The sequence below is a fragment of the Shewanella sp. AC34-MNA-CIBAN-0136 genome (assembly GCF_040309945.1).
Lineage (GTDB): Bacteria > Pseudomonadota > Gammaproteobacteria > Enterobacterales > Shewanellaceae > Shewanella.
On sequence record NZ_JBEOPJ010000032.1, the window covers coordinates 1 to 20,575 of the forward strand.

The window sequence follows — 20,575 nt, forward strand, 5'->3', positions numbered from 1 at the left end:
TTTATTTAATCAACCAGCGCAATAAACTTGAACGTTTACATTCAAGTCAGTTTGCACCCGGTTATCTATGCCGTTAATCATTCGCACTGGGGTTAGGGCTATGACACGCACCGCGAAGGATTTATTTAATCAACCAGCGCAATAAGTGGAAAGTGTTTAAAGGATAGAATTTCATTCAACAATAAGCGCGATAGCCGCCTACGGTTCTATATAATATAATGGCGGCTATTCTCATTTTTGGAACATGGCTGTATATGATTATCTTTAGCACCAACCTTGGCGATTTTACCGTAGAGCTTGAAATGGAACGTGCGCCGGTTTCTTCAAAAAACTTTTTAAAATACTGCCAAGACGGTTTTTATGACGGCACTATTTTTCATCGGGTTATTAAAGGTTTTATGGTGCAGGGCGGTGGCTTAACCGCCAAAATGAAAGAAAAACCTACTCGTGACCCTATTGCCAATGAAGCCAATAAAGGTTTGAACAACGTGTTGGGTACTTTGGCGATGGCTCGAACAGATTCGCCGCATTCAGCTACTGGGCAATTTTTTATTAATGTCGCCGACAATGATTTTCTAGACCACGCAGCAATGACCAATGCGGGTTGGGGTTATGCGGTGTTTGCCAAAGTAACCGCCGGTATGGATGTTATTCAGCAAATGGAGCGAGTTAAAACAACGACGATGGCAGGCCATGAAGATGTACCGCGTGAGCCGATTATTGTTGAGAAAGTGACCATTGTTGACGAGAAATCTGTTGCTTAAATGTGCAGTGCTATTTACACACTCGCTATTAAACATTAGCGAGTAAGTAATAGCTATTAAGCACTTACTATTAAGAACTAGCTTAAAACAACGCAATAAAAAAGGTTCGACATCACTGTCGAACCTTTTTTGATCTGTGTTAAACCACAGTAGTCACATTAAAGTGTGAAACGAATACCAATGGCAATGCCGTCATCTTCAGACAGTTCCATTCTGGCTTGTTGTGCTTTGTCTGCACTGGTGAAATCGCTGTAATCACGGCGAGCTTCAACATATAAAACAGTATCTGGGTCAAATACATAATGTAAACCTACTACGAAAAACTGACGTTTAAAAACGTCATCTTGATCGGCATTGTAGTTAGGTTGGATCACGTAGTTAGATCCAGCATCAAGAATGTTGTACGAAATAAAAGTACGAATGTTGTTATCGAACTTGTACGAGAACAATGATTCAATACCCACAGCGTCGTTAATTAAACGACCGATATTGTCGGTGTCATGATTTTCGTTTTTGTTTACGTTGGCAGCAGCATAAAAACCATTCTGCTCAAAGTTGCCCCAAGTGATACCCATGCCGTAAATAAGATCAACAGCAGTGGATGTTCCACCGTTACCAAAGGTCACATCAAACTCACCACGGTTAACACCGGCAGTTAGCACTAGCTTATCAGTGGCTTGGTAAGTGACAGCACCACCATAGGTATAGTTATACTCAACTTGCTGTGCCGACGTTGAACTTGCTGCCCATAACTCTTCACAGGCATCTTGAGTGATATTTTCTACATCACAAGTATAGAAAGCACTGTTTTTAAGTTGGGCTTGCACGGCAAAACTTACGTCGCCAAAGCTGTTACGATATTGAACTGTTTTGTCACCACGACCGACACCATTTACCGCGCCGTCATCTTTGTTGTAAGTGTAAACACCCGCAGTGTTTCCGTCCCATACAAAGCCATAGTTTGTGCTGTACACCACGTCATACCAAGCACCCCATTGCTTGCCAATTGTGATGCTACCGTATTTGTCATGTGATAAACCGGCATAACCAAGACGATTATAGAAAAACTCGTCTTGAATTGATTCAAAGCGATTATTGTAAACAATATCTGTGCTACCTACTGGATTTACACCCCATTCAAGCAAGGCGTAAGCTTTCCAGTCATTTTGTAGTTGACGACTAAAACCAAAATTAATCCGTGAAGCACCGTTAACAACTTCTGTTTCACCTTGAGTATTGATCACGCGCGCATCGATAAAGCCGCCAATTTTAACCGCATTAACATCATCTTTATAAACTTCGATTGCTGACGCTGCAGGTGCAATAAGAATTGTTGAAATTAATGCTGCAATTAATGTTCTGTTCATTTTAATCTCTTGTCTTGTTGTTTGAGTAAGCACAGCTTAGTCCGTTAATATATCTTTCCATTGAGGCGACGGAGAATATCAAACCTATGAGTGACTCACAAAGTGAAATGTGCTCAAAAAAGGCGATATATCTCATAAAATTCGTTGTTCAATGACTTAGTAAAATCGAGTGTTAATACTGAGTTGTACCGCAGTTAATAAGTGTAAGTAAATGTTACTTGGTGGTTACTTATGCACTTAATGTGGTTTTTTATTTGCCTTTAAAATAGCGTGTTTTTTGAGCGTTTATTTGATGTAGATCGCGACTTTATTTTACCAATGGCATACGCTTAATTTAGCACTGTTATCGATTTTATCGGGGGCGACATTATGGACATGACTTTACAGTTTCACGGCGCAACTCAAGAGGTCACTGGATCTTGCCATTTACTCACAGTCAAAGGGCAGCAAGTGCTGCTTGATTGTGGATTAATTCAAGGGAGTAAAGCTGACGCGTTACGTAATCACGATCCTTTTCCATTCGACGCCACACAAATCCATGCAGTGGTATTAAGCCATGCCCATATTGATCATTCCGGCCGTTTGCCTTATTTGATTAATCAGGGGTTTACTGGACCCATTTATACTCAAAAAGCCACCGCACAGTTATGTGATGTCATGTTGCGTGATGCTGCCATGCTGCAAGAAAGAGATACCGACAGGCAAAATAAAAAACGTGCAAAACATGATTTAGAACTGCTTGAACCGCTATTTACCGAGAAAGATGTCGATCAAGTAATGGCGCAGTTTGTGATGGTAGATTATGGCCAGCGAGTGCAGGTTGCCGATGGGGTAGAGGTTTGCTTGTCCGATGCGGGACATATTCTGGGTTCTGCGGTGGTGGAGTTGTGGTTAGGCAATAAACCTCAACAGAAAAAACTGGTTTTTAGTGGTGATTTAGGTCGTGCAGGTATGCCGGTTTTGGATGACCCAACGTTTATTGAACAAGCTGATTTAGTGCTAATGGAAAGTACTTACGGCGATAGATTACACCGCAGTTGGCAAGATACCTTGGTTGAACTGAAATCAATTTTCAAACGAACTATTCATGAAAGTAGGGGCAATATTTTGATCCCGGCATTTTCGGTGGGACGTGCTCAAGAGCTTCTTTATCTATTTCATTTATATGCCAAAGAGTGGGACTTATCACGTTGGCGTATTTGTTTAGACAGTCCAATGGCGATAAAAGCAACCGAGGTATATGTTAACAATTATCCGTTGATGGACGATGACTTTAAGCGTTTTACCAGCTTATCGCCTGGGCAACATCCGTTGTTATCCAGTGCTGAATTTGTGTGTAGCACTGAAGAGTCGATAGAGTTGAACGATATTCATAAAGGATTAATCATTATTGCCGGCAGTGGTATGTGTAATGGCGGCCGAATTCGCAATCATTTTGTGCATAACCTATGGCGTAAAGAAGCCGATATTATTATTTGTGGTTTTCAGGCAATGGGAACGCCAGGGCGGATATTAGTCGACGGTGCTGAAGAGCTGACGATTCATGGCCAAAGTATTAAGGTTGCTGCCAGTATTCATACTGTAGGTGGGTTATCAGCCCATGCTGACCAAGCCGAGTTATTGTCTTGGTATCGCCATTTTGAGCAATCACCCGCGGTAATATTGGTACATGGTGAACTAAAAGCACAGCAAGTATTGATTGAAGCGCTTAATCAAGACAGTGTTAAAAAACCGAAAAATAGCGCCATTGCTGAGCGAGGAGATTGTTTAGACTTAAACGCTTTGCCAGAGTTTGTGTGGCTGAATAAGGCGAGTGAATATAATGATCCATCAACAATTTAATTTGAGTGAAGGGGTTATTAGGTGAACGATTGCTTAGCCTGCGGGCTAAGCATCAATTTCGTGTTGCAGCTTTTCAATATCATCTAATATGCGCATAAACTTTTGCCCAAATTCGGTCACTTGGTATTCTACTCTCGGTGGAATTTCAGGGTAATTAATTTTATTCAAAATGCCAAATTCGATGTTTTTTTTCAAACATTGATTCAGTACTTTGGTGCTGAGTCCTTCAACTGATTTTACCATTTCACCGGGACGATTAATGTTATTGGCTAATAACTGATACACAGTTAATGACCATTTACAGCCGTAAATGGTTTCGACCATACGGGCACTTTTTTCTGGAGCAGACTTTCGCAGAAATAATTTTTCTTTTGTATTCATTAATATGTACCTAAAAGTGCCTATAGGACTTAATTGTACTTACTATTCAATTGGATAGTTTGCCAATAAGCTTAACACACTTACTCTTTTATTAGGTGTGCTCAAATGACGAATTCAACTCAAACAACAGCGCTGATTATTGGCGGTACAAGCGGTATCGGTTTTGAAACAGCCAAGCAACTCGTGTCGCAAGGTGTTGATACCATTATCGTTGGCAATAAAACCGATAAACTCAATGCTGCAGTGGCGCAACTGTCTTCGCTGGGGAGTGTCAGTGGGTTTCAAGCCAATTTATATGACCCGCAAGATCTCAGCCGTTTGATCAATATGATCAATTCCATGGATCATAAAATCGATCATTTAGTGAATGCTGCAGGCTATTTTAATCCTAAGCCGTTTTTAGATCATCAAATGAGTGATTACGATATTTACATGGAGCTTAACAAAGCCATTTTTGTGATTTCACAAGCGGTAGCCAGAAACATGATTAAACATCATGGCGGTAGCATAGTGAACATTGGTTCTATGTGGGCTAAACAAGCCATTAAAGCCACACCGTCAAGCGCATATTCTATGGCCAAAGCAGGATTACATGCGTTAACTCAGCACATGGCAATGGAACTAGCGGATCATAACATTCGTGTTAATGCGGTATCGCCAGCTGTTGTTAGCACGCCAATTTATCAAGCTTTTATCGAACCACAAGATATGGCTAGTGTGCTCGACAGTTTCAATCCATTCCATCCCATTGGCCGAGTAGGTAGTCCGACCGATGTAGCAAATAGCATAGTATTTTTGTTATCAGATAAAGCCGCTTGGGTGACTGGCGCGGTATGGGATGTAGATGGTGGCGTGATGGCTGGTCGTAACTAACACTTTGCTTACAATAGAGCATTGCCTATTTGAAATATGAATGTTTGGGGGGCGATCTTGGTCGCTCCTTATTATTCGCTAACTTACATCCAATAACATTACATCCGATAACTTTAGATTAAATCACACTTAATAAGCGTTAATATTTCATTCTATAAATCGCTCTAACACGTTAAGCTATAGATAAATAAGTGATGTGAGCGGTGTGATGAAGTTAGTTAACATTAATAAAAGCCAGTATCGTTCGGTTAATAATCAAGTGCAGATAGGTTTAGTGGCAACGCTGGCTATTTTGTCAGTAATATTGGGTCAGTTGATGATCTATTTTTTTGGCGTTAAGCCATTACCCGGTGCAGAGGCTACTGGCAATTTTCATCTTAATTTTACTGGGGTGATTTTGGCGTTAATGGTGTGCGTATTTTTAATACGTAACCTGCGTTCAAAACCGAAATTTTATGAAGTGTATTATGTGTGGCAACTGAAACAGTTGCAGAACAAAATTTACCGCAAGCTTAAATCGATTCAACTAGCCGCCAAAGACAATAACCGTGATGCATTAGTCATCCTCAGTTTTTATTATCAAAGCTTAGCGCTAGTGTATGAGTTAGATAACAACACCTTAACTATTTCAAACGTCAATAATGAGTTAGATAAACTACAGAAATGCATTGATGCGGCTGGTATTTCTGTTGATGCTGATGAGTTTACTCCCGACATGCTACAAGCCTTTTAGACCATCATCTGTTGATAACTTTTTTGCTAGCGTTATAGCGTGGTTTTCAGCGGATGCCATCAATTCTTACCTTAAATAAGGAGCCATGATGTCAATATTGGCAGATATTCCTTTTTCATTACTTGAACTCGCTCCTATGCGCGAAGATGCCAACGTCACTGAAACGTTACAAGGTAGCCTGCGTTATGCCCAACATGCCGAAAATGTTGGTATTAATCGTTTTTGGTTGGCTGAACATCACAATATGCCAGGCATTATATGTTCGGCAACCTCGATATTAATTGGCTATATTGCAGGTGGAACTCAACGTATTCGTGTTGGCGCTGGCGGGATCATGTTACCTAATCATGCCCCCTTAGTGGTTGCCGAGCAGTTTGGCACCTTGGCCAGCCTGTATCCCAACCGTATCGATTTAGGCTTAGGTCGCGCACCCGGTAGCGACCAAGTGACGAGTCGCGCATTGAATCGTGATGATAGCCGAGCTGAACATTTCCCAGAAGAAGTGAGCGAACTGCAATCATTATTAGGTCCGCGAGCGCAGCGTCAGCAAGCTGCCTCCGCCCAAGTGAGAGCGATTCCGGGCGAAGACACTAATGTGCCCATTTGGTTATTAGGTTCAAGTTTGTTTAGCGCTCAGTTGGCTGCAAAACGTGGATTGCCATATGTATTTGCAGGCCACTTTGCGCCGCGTTTTTTACATGATGCAGTAGCGCTTTATCGACGTGAATTTATCCCTTCGGCGGTATTGAGCAAGCCTTATGTTATGTTGGGATTACCTTTGGTCGCCGCCCCAACAGATGCTGAAGCAGAGTACCTTAGTTCTAGCTCGAAACAACGTATTTTGGCGTTAATTCGTGGTAATGAAATGTGGCTTAAACCGCCTGTCGATAGTATGGATGGGTTGTGGAGCGAGCAAGAGAAAAGCTACGTCGATAACTTTTTAAGTTTGTCGGTGTGTGGCGGACCAGCAACGATTAAACATCGACTTGAAGTGATTGTTCAACAGCTAGGCGTTGATGAGCTTATGTTTACCAATGACTTATATGACAGTGAACATCGTTTACGCGCCCTGGATATTTTAATGAGCGTGAAACAATAAGTTTCCATAATAACGGTAACGATAACATCCACAAATATGATTAAGCGTTCACAACGAGTGAGCGTTTTTTTGTGTCATAACAAACCTGTGTTCATTGATATTAATAAAGTGGGCACGGGTGCTCTCTAACATGGGTAGTGGCTATTTGGGTTGCCTTGTAATGTTGAATTAATTGATTCATATTAAGTTAATCAATGACTACACGGAATGTTGCCAATGCCTATGCTGAGCGTTAATCGTTTATGCCACCCGAACCTTGTCTTATTACTATGCACTGTTTTACTTAGTGCTTGCTCTGCCAATTCAGAAAATAGCCAAAACGCTTACCATTTACCGCAGTTTAATCAAGCTCTGATTCATTCCACTTCTGCCGAAAATGTGCCTGAGATTGCCAGTCTGACTTATCTCTCCGAAATACAGCGACAAGAATTAGCTGGGTTTACCGCCAGAGATAACATTAAAGCACTGCCCAATCGCTTAAAAGTGTCTGAGTTTATTAACCATAAAATGACTAATTTCAATTATGAAGGGAAAAATTATACCAGTACTGAGTCATGGAGTAATCAGTCTGGCAATTGTATGGCATTGGCATTGCTGACCTATTCAGTCGCAAAAGAATTGAATGTATATCCGGTATTTCAAGTGGTTCATGCCGCGCCAATATTGACCAATATCACCTCCGATATTCTTGTCACATCAGACCATGTACGCACATTTTTGTATGATGAAAAACCGAGTGGGCATTTTCTTAGTGGCGGTATTGCTACTGTGATTGATTATTTTCCAGATCGTTTTGATCGCACCGGTGAAATCGTCTCAGAATCTAAATTTTTAGCGATGTTTTATCGTAATTTAGCGGCCGATGCCATGCTAGAAAAGCAGTATGAATTTGCTTTTATCTTACTTGAGCAAGGGCTAAAGCTAGCGCCAGATTATGATGCTTTGATTAATATGATGGCCATTACTCATCGCCGTTTAGGTGACGAACAGACAGCCGAAAAACTCTACCTATATGCCCTTGATATTAAGCCGAATTCCTTGGCAGTATTAAGTAATTACCGCTTATTACTGGAATTACAAAGCAGAACGGCTGAAGCAAAAAAGATCGACCAATACTTGTTGTCGCTTGAGTCGAGTAACCCATACAGCTACTACAGTTTGGGTATTGAGGCATTGGAATTTAAAGACTATAAAACCACCGTCATCTTCTTAGAAAAGTTTATCGATAACGCGCCTTATTTCCATCCGGCTTATTTTGCGCTAGCCAGAGCTCAATTGGGTCTAGGTAATACAAAAAAGGCTCAGAAAATATTAAAAAAAGCGATTGAACTAACTGATATGCCAGACAGTAAAAAGCACTATTTAGCCAAATTAGATATGTTAAAAAAAGTGCCTGATTAAGTGTTGATGGTTCATTAAACTGTCGTTGTTCACCACGATGATGACCTTTGACATCAACATAGAAAAACCAAGACATCTGTCTTGGTTTTTTTGTTTGTAAGTCAGTAAAACTGGTTTACAAAAAGCTTAAATCGCTTGACCGTTTACGGTTAATTTTACATCGATGTTGCCACGTACTGCGTTTGAATATGGGCAAACTTGGTGGGCTGTTTTCACTAACTGTTCAGCTTCTGCTTGGTCGAGTTCAAGTTCAACTGCTAGCGCTACTGTTAATGCAAAACCACCATTGTCATTGGCACCGATACCGACAGTTGCTGTCGTTGGAGCTGCCTTGATAGCGACTTTACTTTGGCTGGCTACATGCAGAATCGCGTTAGAAAAACATGCGGCATAACCGGCAGCAAATAACTGTTCTGGATTAGTAAACTCACCACTGCCACCCATTTCTTTTGGGTAACTTAATTGTAAATCTACTTTTTTATCGTCGGTAGAAACTTGGCCATTACGGCCTGCTAATGCTGTTGCTGAAGTGGTATATAGTGCTTTCATAGTAAACCTCGTGTAAAAGTTAGTTAATTTAAGTTGTGCGCAATCTAATTGTGTTTACTATAACTAAGCCGACAATAATTTGCAACTACATTGTGCGCAATTTAATTTTTGTTGTTGTGTTATTATTTAACAATGACTGTCTAAAAATCACTATCCGATGGTTGTAAACCTTAGCCTTACTTTGGTATCAATATGATTAGCTTGTCATTCTTCTGTCACCTTTATGTCATCATTAGCTCTCACAATAGCCACTCATTAGACCTCTTAGGCAGTGCTAAGCATCGCCACATAATATGCGAACGATAAAAAATAAGGATAGGCTATGAAACGGTTTGTAACTCGTCGTGACTTTTTGGCTATGTCAGCTAAAGGTGCTGGGGCAGTAGTGGTGTCTTATGGATTAATGGGCTGTAGCAGTGATGATGACGATGTCGTATCGGGTCAATTTTTACAAGGTGTTGCCAGTGGCGACCCTGCTGCAGATGCGGTGATTTTATGGACTCGCGTTACGCCTGATGTTGAAGGTGATATTACTGTGTCATGGGAAGTCGCCACTGACAGCAACTTTAGTCAAGTAGTCACAAACGGCCAAACGGTGACGAATAAAAACCGTGACTATACCGTTAAAGTGGACGCTGTTGGGCTTGAAGCAGGTCAGCAGTATTACTATCGTTTTAAAGCGGGTGAAACGGTATCGGAAATGGGGCAAACACGTACATTACCTGAAGGTAGCGTAGCGTCAGTTAAGTTGGCGGTAATGTCATGCGCTAATTTCCCTGCTGGTTATTTTAATGTGTATGAAATGGCTGCACAGCAAAATGATTTGGACGCTGTAGTGCACTTAGGCGATTATTTATATGAGTATGCTCGTGGTGAATACGCCAGTGAACATGCTGTCGAGCTTGGGCGTGAAGTGTTGCCAGCCGGTGAATTATTTTTATTAGACGACTACCGCACCCGTTACAGTCAATATCGTAGTGATGCGAGCTTACAAAAGCTACATGCCAAAGTACCGTTTATTACCGTGTGGGATGACCATGAAGTGGCCAATGATACCTGGAAAGACGGTGCTGAAAATCATAATGATGGTGAAGGTGACTTTGATCAACGCAAACAAGCCGCACTACAAGCGTACTTTGAATGGCTGCCAATTCGTCCATGGAGTGAAGGTAATCATGAAGAAATTTACAGAAGCTTTAATTACGGTAACTTGGTTGATTTGCACATGCTCGATACTCGGGTATTGGCTCGCGATAAACAATTAGAATATAGCCAATATATTGATGCGACTACAGGTGCGTTTAACAGCAGCACATTTCTCGCGGATGTAACCGATACTAACCGCACCCTGTTAGGCCAGACTCAACTATTGTGGTTACAACAAACTTTGTTGCAGTCTACTGCTAAGTGGCAAGTATTAGGTCAACAGGTGTTAATGGGCAAAATGTTAATGCCTGCTGCTATTGCGACTCAGCAAATGAGTATTCCGCAGTTTGCTGAGCTTGCCGGATTAGCGCAGCTAGCGGGCCGTGCTCAAGCTAGCGATCCAACGTTAACCGCAGAAGAGTTAGCTTACTTACAAGCGAATCAAGCCAAGCTGACGCCAGAGGTGATTGCATTACTACAGCTGCCGGCAATTCCATACAACTTAGATGCGTGGGATGGTTACGCCTACGAGCGCGAAGTGATATTAGCGACGGCAAAGTCGTTACAACATAACTTGGTGGTGATTGCCGGTGATACCCATAATGCCTGGGCCAGCGATTTAACCGATAGTGGCGGCGATATTGTTGGGATAGAATTTGCCACCAGTTCGGTGTCATCACCAGGTCTTGAGTATTACTTAGGCTTGTCTGATGCTGAAATGCCAGCAACTGAAGCAGCAATAGTCGGTTTGATCGCCGATCTCAAATACGCTAATTTGAAAGATCGCGGCTATTTATTACTGACATTTACTGAAAATGAAGTTCGCAGTGATTGGCAATACGTTGATACGATTTTAGATAAGACATTTGTTCAATTAGATGCTCGTGGTTACAGTGCTACCAGTACCGCTGGCAGCCCTAAAGTTACGCCAGTGTCGTAATCAATTGATGTGAATTCGCAGATACAATTCAGCCACCGTGAAGGTGGCTGAATAATTTATATAAGCGGCATATCGCTTAGCTAAACCTATGGCTAATCCATAGTTAATCTATGGTTCATCAATAGCTAATCTATGGTTAGCACGACAATTTTTAACGGATGGTTGTCATCAAATGCGGGGAAGTCTGGGTGGCAATCTAACCACTGAGTCGCAGTGACTTTACGGCCCTGCTTTTCTACGCAGCGGACTAGGCTGTCGTACCATGCTTGGCGCTCAACTTTAGCGACATTATTACAACAGACAATTTTACCGCCGACTTTGGTGGTTAATACTGCAGGTTTAAATAAGCCTTGGTAATCATTGACTAAGTCGACAATACCGAAGGCGCTTTTAGCAAACCGTGGTGGATCTAAAAACACTAAATCGAACTGAGTCACACGCAGTTTAGGGTATTTAGGCAGCTTTTGATTACGACGTCCACCAATAGGCAACCCCGCCAATTGACGCAGTGCCGGAAACGCATCACTTTGAACAAATTCACACACATCGGTGACATTGTTTAGCTCGGCATTTTTTTGTCCCGCAGCTAATGCAAATGATGAAAAATCGACATTCATGACTTTACGAGCACCGCCCATCGCAGCAGCAGTACCAATACCACAAGTGTATGAAAACAAGTTTAGAACACTCTTACCTTGGCTGTTAGCGCGCACATATTCACGCCCAATACGCATATCTAAAAATAGCAGCGGATCTTGACCTTCATGGCGTAGCTTGGAGGTAAAAGCAATGCCATTTTCATGGATAACTTGCTCTGATTGCGAGAAGTCTTGGGCTTCATTTTCGGCATGATTGACAACACGAGAATGGCTGCCAGAGCGATCGTTGTAAACGATATGGTAGTCCGCGTGAGCAGTCAGTAAGCTTGATATGTCTTCAAGTTGCTGAGCCGATAAGGTTTGGTGAAACGTTTGAATCAGCCATGCATCGCCGTAACGGTCAATGTTAAGGCCATTTTCACCTTCAACGGTGCCGTGAAAAACCCGATAACAATCAGTATTATCTTTGGCAGCTTGCTCAAAAAAAGTGGCACGCTTGGCTAAAGCATCGGCTAAAACAGCTTGAATGGACATGAGGGCTCATTAAATGGTGTGGCTATTGGCGCGGATTATAGCAAACATTCTAACTTAGTGAAGTTGCAGTACAGACTATTAGGCGTCGCAATTAATCTGGTAGATGCACCTTAAAGGTTTTGTCGGCAATAATTTTGCCATTTAACTTCAGCGTCATCCGCCAGTTACCGACCTTATTAGTGATCGGTGCCCAGATGCAATCACCCAGATAAAAGCGCCAATCATTTTCTTTGATAAATATCTCACCATCAAACGGTGGGCTAACATTACCGTCGTCATCGGTAATGTTAGGGTGGTAAATACAATAAGTGAGTACTTGGTTTTTAGCCTTTTTGATGCGCGTGATAAAGCCAAATTCGGTGTCGATAATCGCAGGTACATGTATCGTTGCCTGCAACAAGCGCGGCAAGTCATCGCTTTGATTGTCCCATTGGCTGAATATGCCACTGTAAATAATGCTCACGTCCGCTTTTAACTTACTCAAGGGCTATCCCTTTATAGAATGATATTTAGTGTTTATCGCTCAAGTGCTTAATCGCCGCTTGCAGAGCAAAATCATAACCTTGTGCGCCTAGGCCACAAATTACTCCTAGGGCTTTATCTGAAAAGTACGAATGGTGCCTAAAAGGTTCGCGGGCATGTACGTTAGATAAATGTACTTCAATAAACGGAATCGCTACCCCAAGTATGGCATCACGCAAAGCAACACTGGTGTGCGTAAAGGCTGCTGGATTGATAATAATAAATTGAGCGTCGGTAGCATGAATTGCATCAATCAATTGATACTCGGCATTGGACTGAATATGTTCAAGCGTAACGCCTGCCTGAGTCGCATTGCGAGTTAATTCATCCACAATAGTGCTGAGTGTTTGGTGACCATAATGTCCGGGTTCGCGACGGCCTAATAGATTGAGATTAGGACCGTTGATCAATAAAACTTTTGCTGTTTGGCTCATGATGGTTCCTATAAAAATCGCAAGATAAGTCGGCTTAATATGCAGCACAAAAGAGGGTTCAACAAGCATTCTTACCGAAGACGGTTATCAGGTAAACCAAAAAATGCTCAACTAGGGTAAGACCTTAGTCATTGAGTGATGGCGGATTCACTTTTTTGCTAGTAATTTGCTAGCGACTTACTAATGATTTACTAGCAACTGGCTAATTATTTACTAATTACTTATTAATAATCAGATTTATTTTGGCGCATCGCTTTAGTGGCACCACGTTGTTTTTTGGTTTCAATGCGTCGCTTTTGGCTGCCTTTTGTCGCCTTGGTTGGTATACGGGCTTTTTGTACTATGCCGACGCTTCTTACCAGTTCAATAAATTGTTCCAGTGCGGTTTGGCGGTTAAAATCTTGGCTGCGTGATTGTTGACTTTTCCCCGAATCGCAATACTTGTCAATTTCCATTATAACAAAGCAAATCATACACTTACGGTAAACTTTTTTAAAAAAAATGATTGACACGTGTCAGTCTTGAGCTAGTATTCATACTGTTACTCATTAGAATTAGGTGTCACTATGCTCCCCAAGCAACTTACATATTATCCAAAACTTTATAAAGTCTTGTCTAGTGACTATCGAAATGAGTTGGAAAAAATAATTTTCTTAACCGTTAAGAAAAGCGAAAACGGACAGTTCATAAATGTATATTCAACTTTTATTGATATTTGTGTTCGAACATCAAATACTCAATATAATGCTCTCGATATTCGAAACAGTGAAGTGAAACTAAATGCACATCTGTCTATATTGATCGGATTTATTTATACAGAGCTTAAAGCCTCAGCCATGACTCATTATAAATATTGTTATCACTTTAAAAAAATATTTAGAGAGTTTGCTAAACGTAATAATATGGTTTTGCAGAATATAAATATTTCTGACACTCGATGGTCAGAAGATGTAAAAGATAAAATAGTTTTATATAAATCTATGAACGTCAATTTATTACTTCTTAAATATTATGGTGGTTGGACATGTAAAAACAAAATAGGTCATTCCTTTTCGATACATCTTGCAAATTTCCATGATACATATGGCGAAGAATTAACTGATAAATATTATATTTTAATATGTAACTATGCAAAAAAACATAAGTCAGCAACAATTAGGGCTAACATATATTATATAGTTAGTTTACTTGATGAATTTACAGAGCATTGCAAAACAAGACAAATTTTAGAACACTCACTTAAAAGTGAAAACTCAATGAATTTAATGGAAGATGTTTTAAACTCAATGCTTTTTAAGTCATTAATGAAAAACAATGATCCTAAATCATTTATAAAGAACTGGACATGTACTATTAGGGTTTTTTCTGATTGCTTTATTGCTACAGGTTATATTGATGAGCCAAATAAACCGTTTATATTACCTGAGTTTAAAGAGCCTATGAAAAGTGAACACGGTATTTCAATAGGTGGTAGTTTTAGTGAAAGAGAAAATGAACGGTGGCTTATTGATATTCCTTTGGAAATTAAAGATGATGAGGCATTAGATTTAATAAAAAAACGGTTAGAACGAGATCTAGAGCATATCCGAATTATATGTAAAAAAGTTTTTGATGATATAAAGTATCGATTACAACGAAATAAAAATTTTCGAGAAACTGGAAAAATAAAACCACATCCAAGTAATGTAACAAGAGAAAATGTGATACCAGTAGGTATTAATCATTTAGACAACAGCGTAGCTACTTTTTATCATTATGGTTTTGGTGTGGGTGCTAGGACTACGAAGTACTTGGGTTTCGATGCTCAAGGATTGATTTTACTAAAGGAATTGTGCCTACCGACTCCTCAATCCTTATTATGTTTAGCTTTACTCATAATCCTTAAACATCCAAAAATTACACCTAGTTGGCTTCAAGAGTGGGAGTTGTACGACAGAAACGGAAACCTAGTTGGATTGAAACAAGTTGGGGAGAATTGGATAGCTGTTAGCTTTAAACATAGAAAAGGTGCAACAAATGCTCAGCAAGAAGTAATTTTGACAGATTATTCTAAGTCTATTGTTGATGTACTCATCGAACACACCCGATTTGCAAGAGAGTCATTAAAGAGAAACGGTGGTAATGATTGGCGCTTTGTCATGTTAACTGCAAATCTGCAAGTCGCAAGCAGGTCAAAAGACGTAGGTAAACTATTAGTAATATCAAGCAAATCTAGTCAAATATTTTATGTCGATTCATATAATGAGGATCAGCAATTAATTTTAAGTAAATCGGATGCAAAAAAATTATCATCGATTGTTACTCTTCGTAGTATTCGAAAAGCGAGAGCATTACAAATTTACCTCGAAACACAATCTATTAATGATGTTTCTGAGGCTTTGGGGCATAACAAAGTACGTTCGGATCTTATAAAAATTTATCTGCCAGAGCCTCTAATGAATTACTTTCATAAACGATGGGTTCGTCAATTTCAAAACTCAATTATTTTTCAAGCGTTAAAGGATTCACCTTATTTGTTTGACGCACTAGATTTTAATGAAGTGTCATTAGAGTGTTTTTTAAAAAACCATAAGTTAGGAGATATACCTAAACATCTTGAGTCGGATAGGTCTAATATTTACAATAAGAAAGATAAATGTTATGCCAATAAAATAGATGAATTGGTGTTTACACTTAGCACTCCTTTGTTTCAAGTTCTTTTGGCTATTCAACATATAGTTGATAATGCTACTCAAGAAGATTTATTCAAACCTATAGTTCAAAAATGGTATGAATCAGCAGTTTTTATATTGAGTCATTTTAGTTTGAGTCAAGATGGAGAGAAGTTTAGACGACCCCCCATAGAAACTATTTCTCTTTATGATTCAGCGGTCAATAATCCACTAAATTTAAAACAATTTAAAGAGAATTTATTATGCCGGAAAAATTAATTGAATGTATTGTAAATAAATCTAAAACTCTCTCAGAACTTACAAATGCCGAGTTAAAAGAGCTCTACAATGCTTCTATCGAGAATAATGATTTTAGAGCCTTAAGAATCGCGACGAATAATGTTACTGGGATTTACGACTATGATGAACGAAAGCCATATTGGTTGTTGAATGACTTTATAGCGCCTCAGTGGCATATCGAAATAAAAGATAATGGTACTTCTTATAAAAGATTTATTGATTGGAGCGCTGTTACTTTAAGTGATGGTAAAAAACTTACGCATTCAAGTCATTCTCCGCTTCTTAGAGCATTTAAATATTGGATTACTGCCACTGATAACCCACGTGAAAATGCAGGGAAATTTAAAAAAGGGATATCGGTAAATATAGGGATATTATTAATTATTTCACTTATTAATAGCATACTCATTCATAGTGAGGCTAGTAACCTTACAGAGCAACACTTGTCTGGTTTATCCAGCGACTTTTTTATGGATTTAATGATTAAATACGGTGAAAGCGGCACCTTAAATGGTCTATATGATTATACTAATAAGGTTCGTAAGTTTTTAATAGAAAAAGTATCTTGTGTTAGTGACCACGAGGCTAAATTGTTTTCGAAAGATTATCCATATCTTTCTCGTTCATTACTTCCTGATGAGTCAGTTTTGAATTTTTCAGATTGTGATAGAGTGAAAGTGTGTTGCTGGTTAAACAAAAATGGCTATTACCAAAGTACGATTAATTCAACGAAATTAGGCCTATTTACACGTAAGCATTTACAAGGAAATCCGCATGTTCTTCATTCTTTAATATATGGTGGTAAAATTATTCCAGTTGCCAATAAAGGTATTGCAACTTTCGACGAATTACAACTTGTAAAGATCGATGGTGTAAAAGAGTTTAAAGCCATTCCTTGTGTAGAAGAGTCAGAGATGATGAGTGAAGTTTCACTGAGAAACATTCTTGGTGCACTCATGCTCTTGAATACTGTTCAAGGAAGATATGATGTAAGCCAACTCCCTCCACAAGTATTGAATGACATAACACTTTCAAGAGTAAGTAAGCATATAAAACTAAGAAGAAAAGGGCGATATGCGACATTACCTCCTCAATTGGTTTTTAATTTAATCGAGAGCTGTTTTGAGTTCTGTTATGAACATCAAGATTCGATCCTAAATTCAATGCTCTTAGTTCTCACTATCGGAAGAACCAAAAGCTCCGCAAAAAATTCTAACAATAAGAATTATTATGGAAAAAACCAAAAATCTAGACCCAAACTATCTTCTTCTGAACGGGGAGCCTGGGTAATCTCGGATGCTATGAAGCTAGTTGATATGAAGCTTATAAAAAAGGGAGTTAAAAGACTATCCCTACCATATAACGACGGCATGTTCATAAAGATGCGGAATAATGAAAGTCTTTTTTCTCTATATGATGTACTTATGGGTTCAATTCAGATTCTAACAGGTGCAGTAATGGCAAAGCGTATCGATGAATTGATTAAACTAAAAGATCATGGGAATTTATATCCTAATATTAACCCATTTAGTGACATTGGGGAAAACACTGACTATGACCTAATCTCTTATTTAAAAAAATCAGGTAACGGAGGAAAGCATGGTATGAACGCAAAAATTAGACGGCCAATTCCTCGTTCAGTCGCTAAAATTATATGGAAGTTAGAGAGATTTAATCAAGCAATCTCAAAAGCTGCTTTAAATAAGTCTGAGTTATCTTTATTTAATAATGTCAACACCCAAGAGTTTATTGTGAATAAGATTACTAAACTCTCATACTATAAACATGTAGATGTAGCGTGTGATTATTTTGAGACTCCAATTGTGACATTAGAGAATAGTGAACAACGTCGTTACTATATTAGACAGCACCAGCTCCGTCGTTTCTTTGCGATGGTATTTTTTTGGTCAAAAAGCTTTGATGGTTTGGACACTCTACGTTGGATGCTTGGGCATACAGACATGCAACATCTTTACAACTATATTACTGAAAGTGAAACTGGGGCAGTATTGAATGGTGTAAAAGCGTCTTACATTATCGATGCCATACAAAAAAACAAACTTGATAATATACAACAGTTAGCCGATGTAATAGCGGAACATTATGGTGTTCACAGCGCAAACATTTCACTTTCAGCCATTACAGATGCGGCTATTGATTATGAAGATTCTAATTGCTACAAAACTGAACCACATATTGAGCAAATTAAGTTACAAGAAAATATGGAATTTCAGATACTTGAGCTTTTAGATGATGGAGTTATATCCTTAGAACCAGAGTTTTTCACTATTGAACATGATGGCCATAAAATCAATGACTTTTCATTAACGCTTAGAGTAAAAAAATTAGATTAAGGTGTAACAATGAAAACGTTAGAGGTAAACCAAAAAAAAATCATAGAAACCAAGGCATTATTACTCTCAATAATTACTTCTCCTTTAGATTTTATAGGTATTGAAATACTATTAATAGCTCTGAAGTCACAAAGTGGTTTAGCAAAATTCAGTGATATTGAAAGAAATATTTCTCCTTGCTCGCTGAACACTCTAAAAAGCGCATCTGAGTCTTTGTTAGATAGAGGTTTTTTAGAGTTGGATGAGTTGAGAATTAAAGCTCGTGATGGAATAGATGCCGCTGCGATTGGCGATAAAGCAATCAAGTCAACTCGAGCTGGGTTGAAAAATAAAGTTGGTGAACTTGAGGTGAAGTTAGACACAATGCACAAGTGCCACTTTTTATTATCAATCATGATTAGTGAGTTGCGCCGAGACTTAAAGCAAATGGCTTACTCGAGTGATAGTTTTGAGCAAAGAAGGATCACATATCAAGAAATGAACAAAAAGATTAAAGCTAAGCTCAGTTTTACGCAGAATGGTGGAGTTTGAAATGCCTGTAACTCTTTTAAAAACTTTTGAGCGTTGGGATTTCTACTCTCCGCTCGATCAGAAGCTAAAAATGGTTGATGCAAGTAATACCCCTTTTATTACTTACAATAATGGAGTCCCTTGCTTTGAAGCGAATATGTATATGCATAGGCAACTAGTAGCTGCTATGTCTCGACGTGTTAAGGGGGGAACATTAAGAACTTACGCAATGCATATTCATCATTTAGTGCGCTTTTGTAGTCAAAATAAAATGCATTTTAGCAAACTTACGGATTCGTCTTTTACGCTGTTTGTCAATAGCTTACAAGCAGAAAGAGATAAGTTCGGTGAGCTCTCTCGTAGTAATAATCATGTCATACAGATTGCACATAGATGTCTCGATTTTTTAAGTTTTGTACAGACTTGCCATGACCTTGAGAACTTCATTGGTGAAGGAAAAGAAAATATATTACGAGTCAAGATTAAAAAATATAAAATCCAAATCGAAGGTTCTAAGCACCAAAGAGAAGTTGAGGTTATTAGTCACGCCAGTGTTCCAACTAAGGATGCCGTTAAAAGTAGATTTCCAGTTAGTGAAGAGAGCGCACTCAAGGTTTGGGACTACATTAAAACTCAAAAAAACCGTGAAAAGCGACTTCGTGACATAGCCTTGTACCAATGCTTAGAACAACTCGGTGCTCGCATTACCGAGATACACTTAATTAAGATAAAAAATATAGAAGATTCACTTAATTCTGGGGCTAATGCTTACTTAACATTAACGACCTTAAAACAGACGGAGCATGATGTCACTAGAAGTATTCCAGTGACACGGGCACTACTAGTAGACATTCAACAATATATTAACAAGGTGCGTAATCAAGTCATCAAGCGCACCATAGGTAAAGCTAATGACCATGGTTATTTATTCATATCGTTGATTACTGGGAATATGCTTCAAAGTGCAACACTGACAAAATATATGAACATATGGAAGAAGGATTTAGCTATAGAGGGAGAGCTACACCCTCATTTATACAGACATGCCTTCATTACAAACAAGCTTAAAGAACTTATTTTACAGCACAAGGAAATCACTTCAGCAGATAAGTTTCGAGAATTCTTACTACATACAGAGCGTTTTAAGATGCAGTTGCAACAATGGGTAGGACATAAAAACCCAAAATCACTTGATAGATATATTAACTTAGTCTTTGCTGATTTGAATGGATACAGTAAAACGTATAATGCGGTTCAATTAAAAGATTCAGTTAAAATAGTAAAACGACAAGTTCAGAATATTGAACAACAATTAGAAGATAAAGAAGCAACAATGACTGAGAGCATATTTCTAATAAAAAAAATATTATGTGCATTTGAGGTTGATATCGCACAATCTCTAAATAAAAAATAAGCATGGTTTATTTTCAAGATTCTCTATTTATATTTTCAGTTATCGAGAGGCATATGTGATAGTCTCCGAAGAAAATATTTAAACTAATGAGCCTGTAAATAATTTTGTGTAACTGCTTTTCAATCAGTACCCTATTAGGGTCAATGGAAGGTAGCACATGAA

At 39.0% G+C, this 20,575-nt stretch carries 17 protein-coding genes and 1 pseudogene; 11 read left to right on the forward strand and 7 right to left on the reverse strand.

Features of this window, described 5'->3' with window-relative positions; translation table 11 throughout:
* Positions 1-254: 254 nt before the first annotated feature.
* Positions 255-764, forward strand: a complete 510-nt coding sequence (locus AAEY94_RS20270; protein ID WP_350979858.1) for a peptidylprolyl isomerase — start codon at positions 255-257, stop codon at positions 762-764.
* A 158-nt stretch (positions 765-922) separates the two neighbouring features.
* Here the strand turns inward: AAEY94_RS20270 and AAEY94_RS20275 are convergent, their stop codons facing one another.
* Positions 923-2,131: a porin gene (locus AAEY94_RS20275; RefSeq protein ID WP_101085069.1), complete on the reverse strand. Its 1,209-nt coding sequence runs from the start codon at positions 2,129-2,131 to the stop codon at positions 923-925.
* Positions 2,132-2,500: 369 nt separating this feature from the next.
* On the opposite strand from AAEY94_RS20275, the gene AAEY94_RS20280 reads away from it, so the two are divergent.
* Positions 2,501-3,973: an MBL fold metallo-hydrolase RNA specificity domain-containing protein gene (locus tag AAEY94_RS20280; RefSeq protein WP_350979860.1), complete on the forward strand. Its 1,473-nt coding sequence runs from the start codon at positions 2,501-2,503 to the stop codon at positions 3,971-3,973.
* 45 nt (positions 3,974-4,018) lie between these two features.
* On the opposite strand, the gene AAEY94_RS20285 is transcribed toward AAEY94_RS20280, so the two are convergent.
* Complete coding sequence (locus AAEY94_RS20285) at positions 4,019-4,354, reverse strand: winged helix-turn-helix transcriptional regulator (protein ID WP_011639018.1); 336 nt, start codon at positions 4,352-4,354, stop codon at positions 4,019-4,021.
* 105 nt (positions 4,355-4,459) lie between these two features.
* Here AAEY94_RS20285 and AAEY94_RS20290 point away from each other — a divergent pair, with 105 nt between their 5' ends.
* From AAEY94_RS20290 to AAEY94_RS20305, 4 genes are all read left to right on the forward strand, one after another.
* Positions 4,460-5,227: an SDR family NAD(P)-dependent oxidoreductase gene (locus AAEY94_RS20290; RefSeq protein ID WP_350979862.1), complete on the forward strand. Its 768-nt coding sequence runs from the start codon at positions 4,460-4,462 to the stop codon at positions 5,225-5,227.
* Between the two features lie 208 nt (positions 5,228-5,435).
* A complete protein-coding gene (locus AAEY94_RS20295) occupies positions 5,436-5,960 on the forward strand; it encodes a DUF3087 domain-containing protein (protein ID WP_162023961.1) in 525 nt (174 codons plus the stop codon).
* 88 nt (positions 5,961-6,048) lie between these two features.
* Positions 6,049-7,059: an LLM class flavin-dependent oxidoreductase gene (locus AAEY94_RS20300; RefSeq protein ID WP_350979874.1), complete on the forward strand. Its 1,011-nt coding sequence runs from the start codon at positions 6,049-6,051 to the stop codon at positions 7,057-7,059.
* Between the two features lie 216 nt (positions 7,060-7,275).
* Positions 7,276-8,460 carry a tetratricopeptide repeat protein gene (locus AAEY94_RS20305; RefSeq protein WP_350979864.1) on the forward strand — a complete coding sequence of 395 codons (1,185 nt, stop codon included), beginning with the start codon at positions 7,276-7,278 and terminating at the stop codon, positions 8,458-8,460.
* Between the two features lie 126 nt (positions 8,461-8,586).
* Here the strand turns inward: AAEY94_RS20305 and ohr are convergent, their stop codons facing one another.
* Entirely contained in the window at positions 8,587-9,009 is a 423-nt protein-coding gene (ohr, locus tag AAEY94_RS20310) for an organic hydroperoxide reductase Ohr (protein ID WP_101085075.1), read from the reverse strand.
* A gap of 322 nt (positions 9,010-9,331) precedes the next feature.
* Here ohr and AAEY94_RS20315 point away from each other — a divergent pair, with 322 nt between their 5' ends.
* A complete protein-coding gene (locus AAEY94_RS20315) occupies positions 9,332-11,095 on the forward strand; it encodes an alkaline phosphatase D family protein (protein ID WP_350979866.1) in 1,764 nt (587 codons plus the stop codon).
* A gap of 125 nt (positions 11,096-11,220) precedes the next feature.
* On the opposite strand, the gene AAEY94_RS20320 is transcribed toward AAEY94_RS20315, so the two are convergent.
* From AAEY94_RS20320 to AAEY94_RS20335, 4 genes and pseudogenes are all read right to left on the reverse strand, one after another.
* Positions 11,221-12,228, reverse strand: a complete 1,008-nt coding sequence (locus AAEY94_RS20320; protein ID WP_350979868.1) for a class I SAM-dependent rRNA methyltransferase — start codon at positions 12,226-12,228, stop codon at positions 11,221-11,223.
* A 91-nt stretch (positions 12,229-12,319) separates the two neighbouring features.
* A complete protein-coding gene (locus AAEY94_RS20325) occupies positions 12,320-12,712 on the reverse strand; it encodes a DUF3859 domain-containing protein (protein WP_350979870.1) in 393 nt (130 codons plus the stop codon).
* 25 nt (positions 12,713-12,737) lie between these two features.
* Positions 12,738-13,184, reverse strand: coding sequence for a type II 3-dehydroquinate dehydratase (gene aroQ / locus AAEY94_RS20330; RefSeq protein WP_182744972.1), 447 nt, complete (start codon positions 13,182-13,184; stop codon positions 12,738-12,740).
* Positions 13,185-13,408: 224 nt separating this feature from the next.
* Positions 13,409-13,609, reverse strand: a pseudogene (locus AAEY94_RS20335) (alternative ribosome rescue aminoacyl-tRNA hydrolase ArfB); the annotation flags it as partial.
* Between the two features lie 141 nt (positions 13,610-13,750).
* Here AAEY94_RS20335 and AAEY94_RS20340 point away from each other — a divergent pair.
* From AAEY94_RS20340 to AAEY94_RS20355, 4 genes are read left to right on the forward strand one after another with little or no spacing between them, the layout of a single operon-like run.
* Positions 13,751-16,114 (forward strand): hypothetical protein, encoded by a 2,364-nt coding sequence (locus AAEY94_RS20340; protein ID WP_182723574.1) that lies wholly within the window; start codon positions 13,751-13,753, stop codon positions 16,112-16,114.
* The gene (locus AAEY94_RS20345; RefSeq protein ID WP_182723573.1) at positions 16,099-18,489 is read left to right on the forward strand and encodes an integrase; all 2,391 of its coding nucleotides are present in this window, start codon (positions 16,099-16,101) and stop codon (positions 18,487-18,489) included. Before AAEY94_RS20340 ends, AAEY94_RS20345 begins: the two co-directional genes overlap by 16 nt.
* Positions 18,490-18,498: 9 nt before the next feature.
* On the forward strand, positions 18,499-19,020 hold the full coding sequence (locus AAEY94_RS20350) for a hypothetical protein (RefSeq protein WP_182723572.1): 522 nt from the start codon (positions 18,499-18,501) through the stop codon (positions 19,018-19,020).
* A 1-nt stretch (position 19,021) separates the two neighbouring features.
* On the forward strand, positions 19,022-20,413 hold the full coding sequence (locus AAEY94_RS20355) for a tyrosine-type recombinase/integrase (RefSeq protein ID WP_123882987.1): 1,392 nt from the start codon (positions 19,022-19,024) through the stop codon (positions 20,411-20,413).
* The last annotated feature ends 162 nt before the right edge of the window (positions 20,414-20,575 follow it).

What these genes read in the sequence shown, in the direction of transcription:
- AAEY94_RS20270 (WP_350979858.1), top strand. Translation starts at nt 255, where the DNA reads ATGATTATCTTTAGCACCAACCTTGGCGATTTTACCGTAGAGCTTGAA.
- AAEY94_RS20275 (WP_101085069.1), bottom strand. Translation starts at nt 2,131, where the DNA reads ATGAACAGAACATTAATTGCAGCATTAATTTCAACAATTCTTATTGCA.
- AAEY94_RS20280 (WP_350979860.1), top strand. Translation starts at nt 2,501, where the DNA reads ATGGACATGACTTTACAGTTTCACGGCGCAACTCAAGAGGTCACTGGA.
- AAEY94_RS20285 (WP_011639018.1), bottom strand. Translation starts at nt 4,354, where the DNA reads ATGAATACAAAAGAAAAATTATTTCTGCGAAAGTCTGCTCCAGAAAAA.
- AAEY94_RS20290 (WP_350979862.1), top strand. Translation starts at nt 4,460, where the DNA reads ATGACGAATTCAACTCAAACAACAGCGCTGATTATTGGCGGTACAAGC.
- AAEY94_RS20295 (WP_162023961.1), top strand. Translation starts at nt 5,436, where the DNA reads ATGAAGTTAGTTAACATTAATAAAAGCCAGTATCGTTCGGTTAATAAT.
- AAEY94_RS20300 (WP_350979874.1), top strand. Translation starts at nt 6,049, where the DNA reads ATGTCAATATTGGCAGATATTCCTTTTTCATTACTTGAACTCGCTCCT.
- AAEY94_RS20305 (WP_350979864.1), top strand. Translation starts at nt 7,276, where the DNA reads ATGCCTATGCTGAGCGTTAATCGTTTATGCCACCCGAACCTTGTCTTA.
- ohr (WP_101085075.1), bottom strand. Translation starts at nt 9,009, where the DNA reads ATGAAAGCACTATATACCACTTCAGCAACAGCATTAGCAGGCCGTAAT.
- AAEY94_RS20315 (WP_350979866.1), top strand. Translation starts at nt 9,332, where the DNA reads ATGAAACGGTTTGTAACTCGTCGTGACTTTTTGGCTATGTCAGCTAAA.
- AAEY94_RS20320 (WP_350979868.1), bottom strand. Translation starts at nt 12,228, where the DNA reads ATGTCCATTCAAGCTGTTTTAGCCGATGCTTTAGCCAAGCGTGCCACT.
- aroQ (WP_182744972.1), bottom strand. Translation starts at nt 13,184, where the DNA reads ATGAGCCAAACAGCAAAAGTTTTATTGATCAACGGTCCTAATCTCAAT.
- AAEY94_RS20340 (WP_182723574.1), top strand. Translation starts at nt 13,751, where the DNA reads ATGCTCCCCAAGCAACTTACATATTATCCAAAACTTTATAAAGTCTTG.
- AAEY94_RS20345 (WP_182723573.1), top strand. Translation starts at nt 16,099, where the DNA reads ATGCCGGAAAAATTAATTGAATGTATTGTAAATAAATCTAAAACTCTC.
- AAEY94_RS20350 (WP_182723572.1), top strand. Translation starts at nt 18,499, where the DNA reads ATGAAAACGTTAGAGGTAAACCAAAAAAAAATCATAGAAACCAAGGCA.
- AAEY94_RS20355 (WP_123882987.1), top strand. Translation starts at nt 19,022, where the DNA reads ATGCCTGTAACTCTTTTAAAAACTTTTGAGCGTTGGGATTTCTACTCT.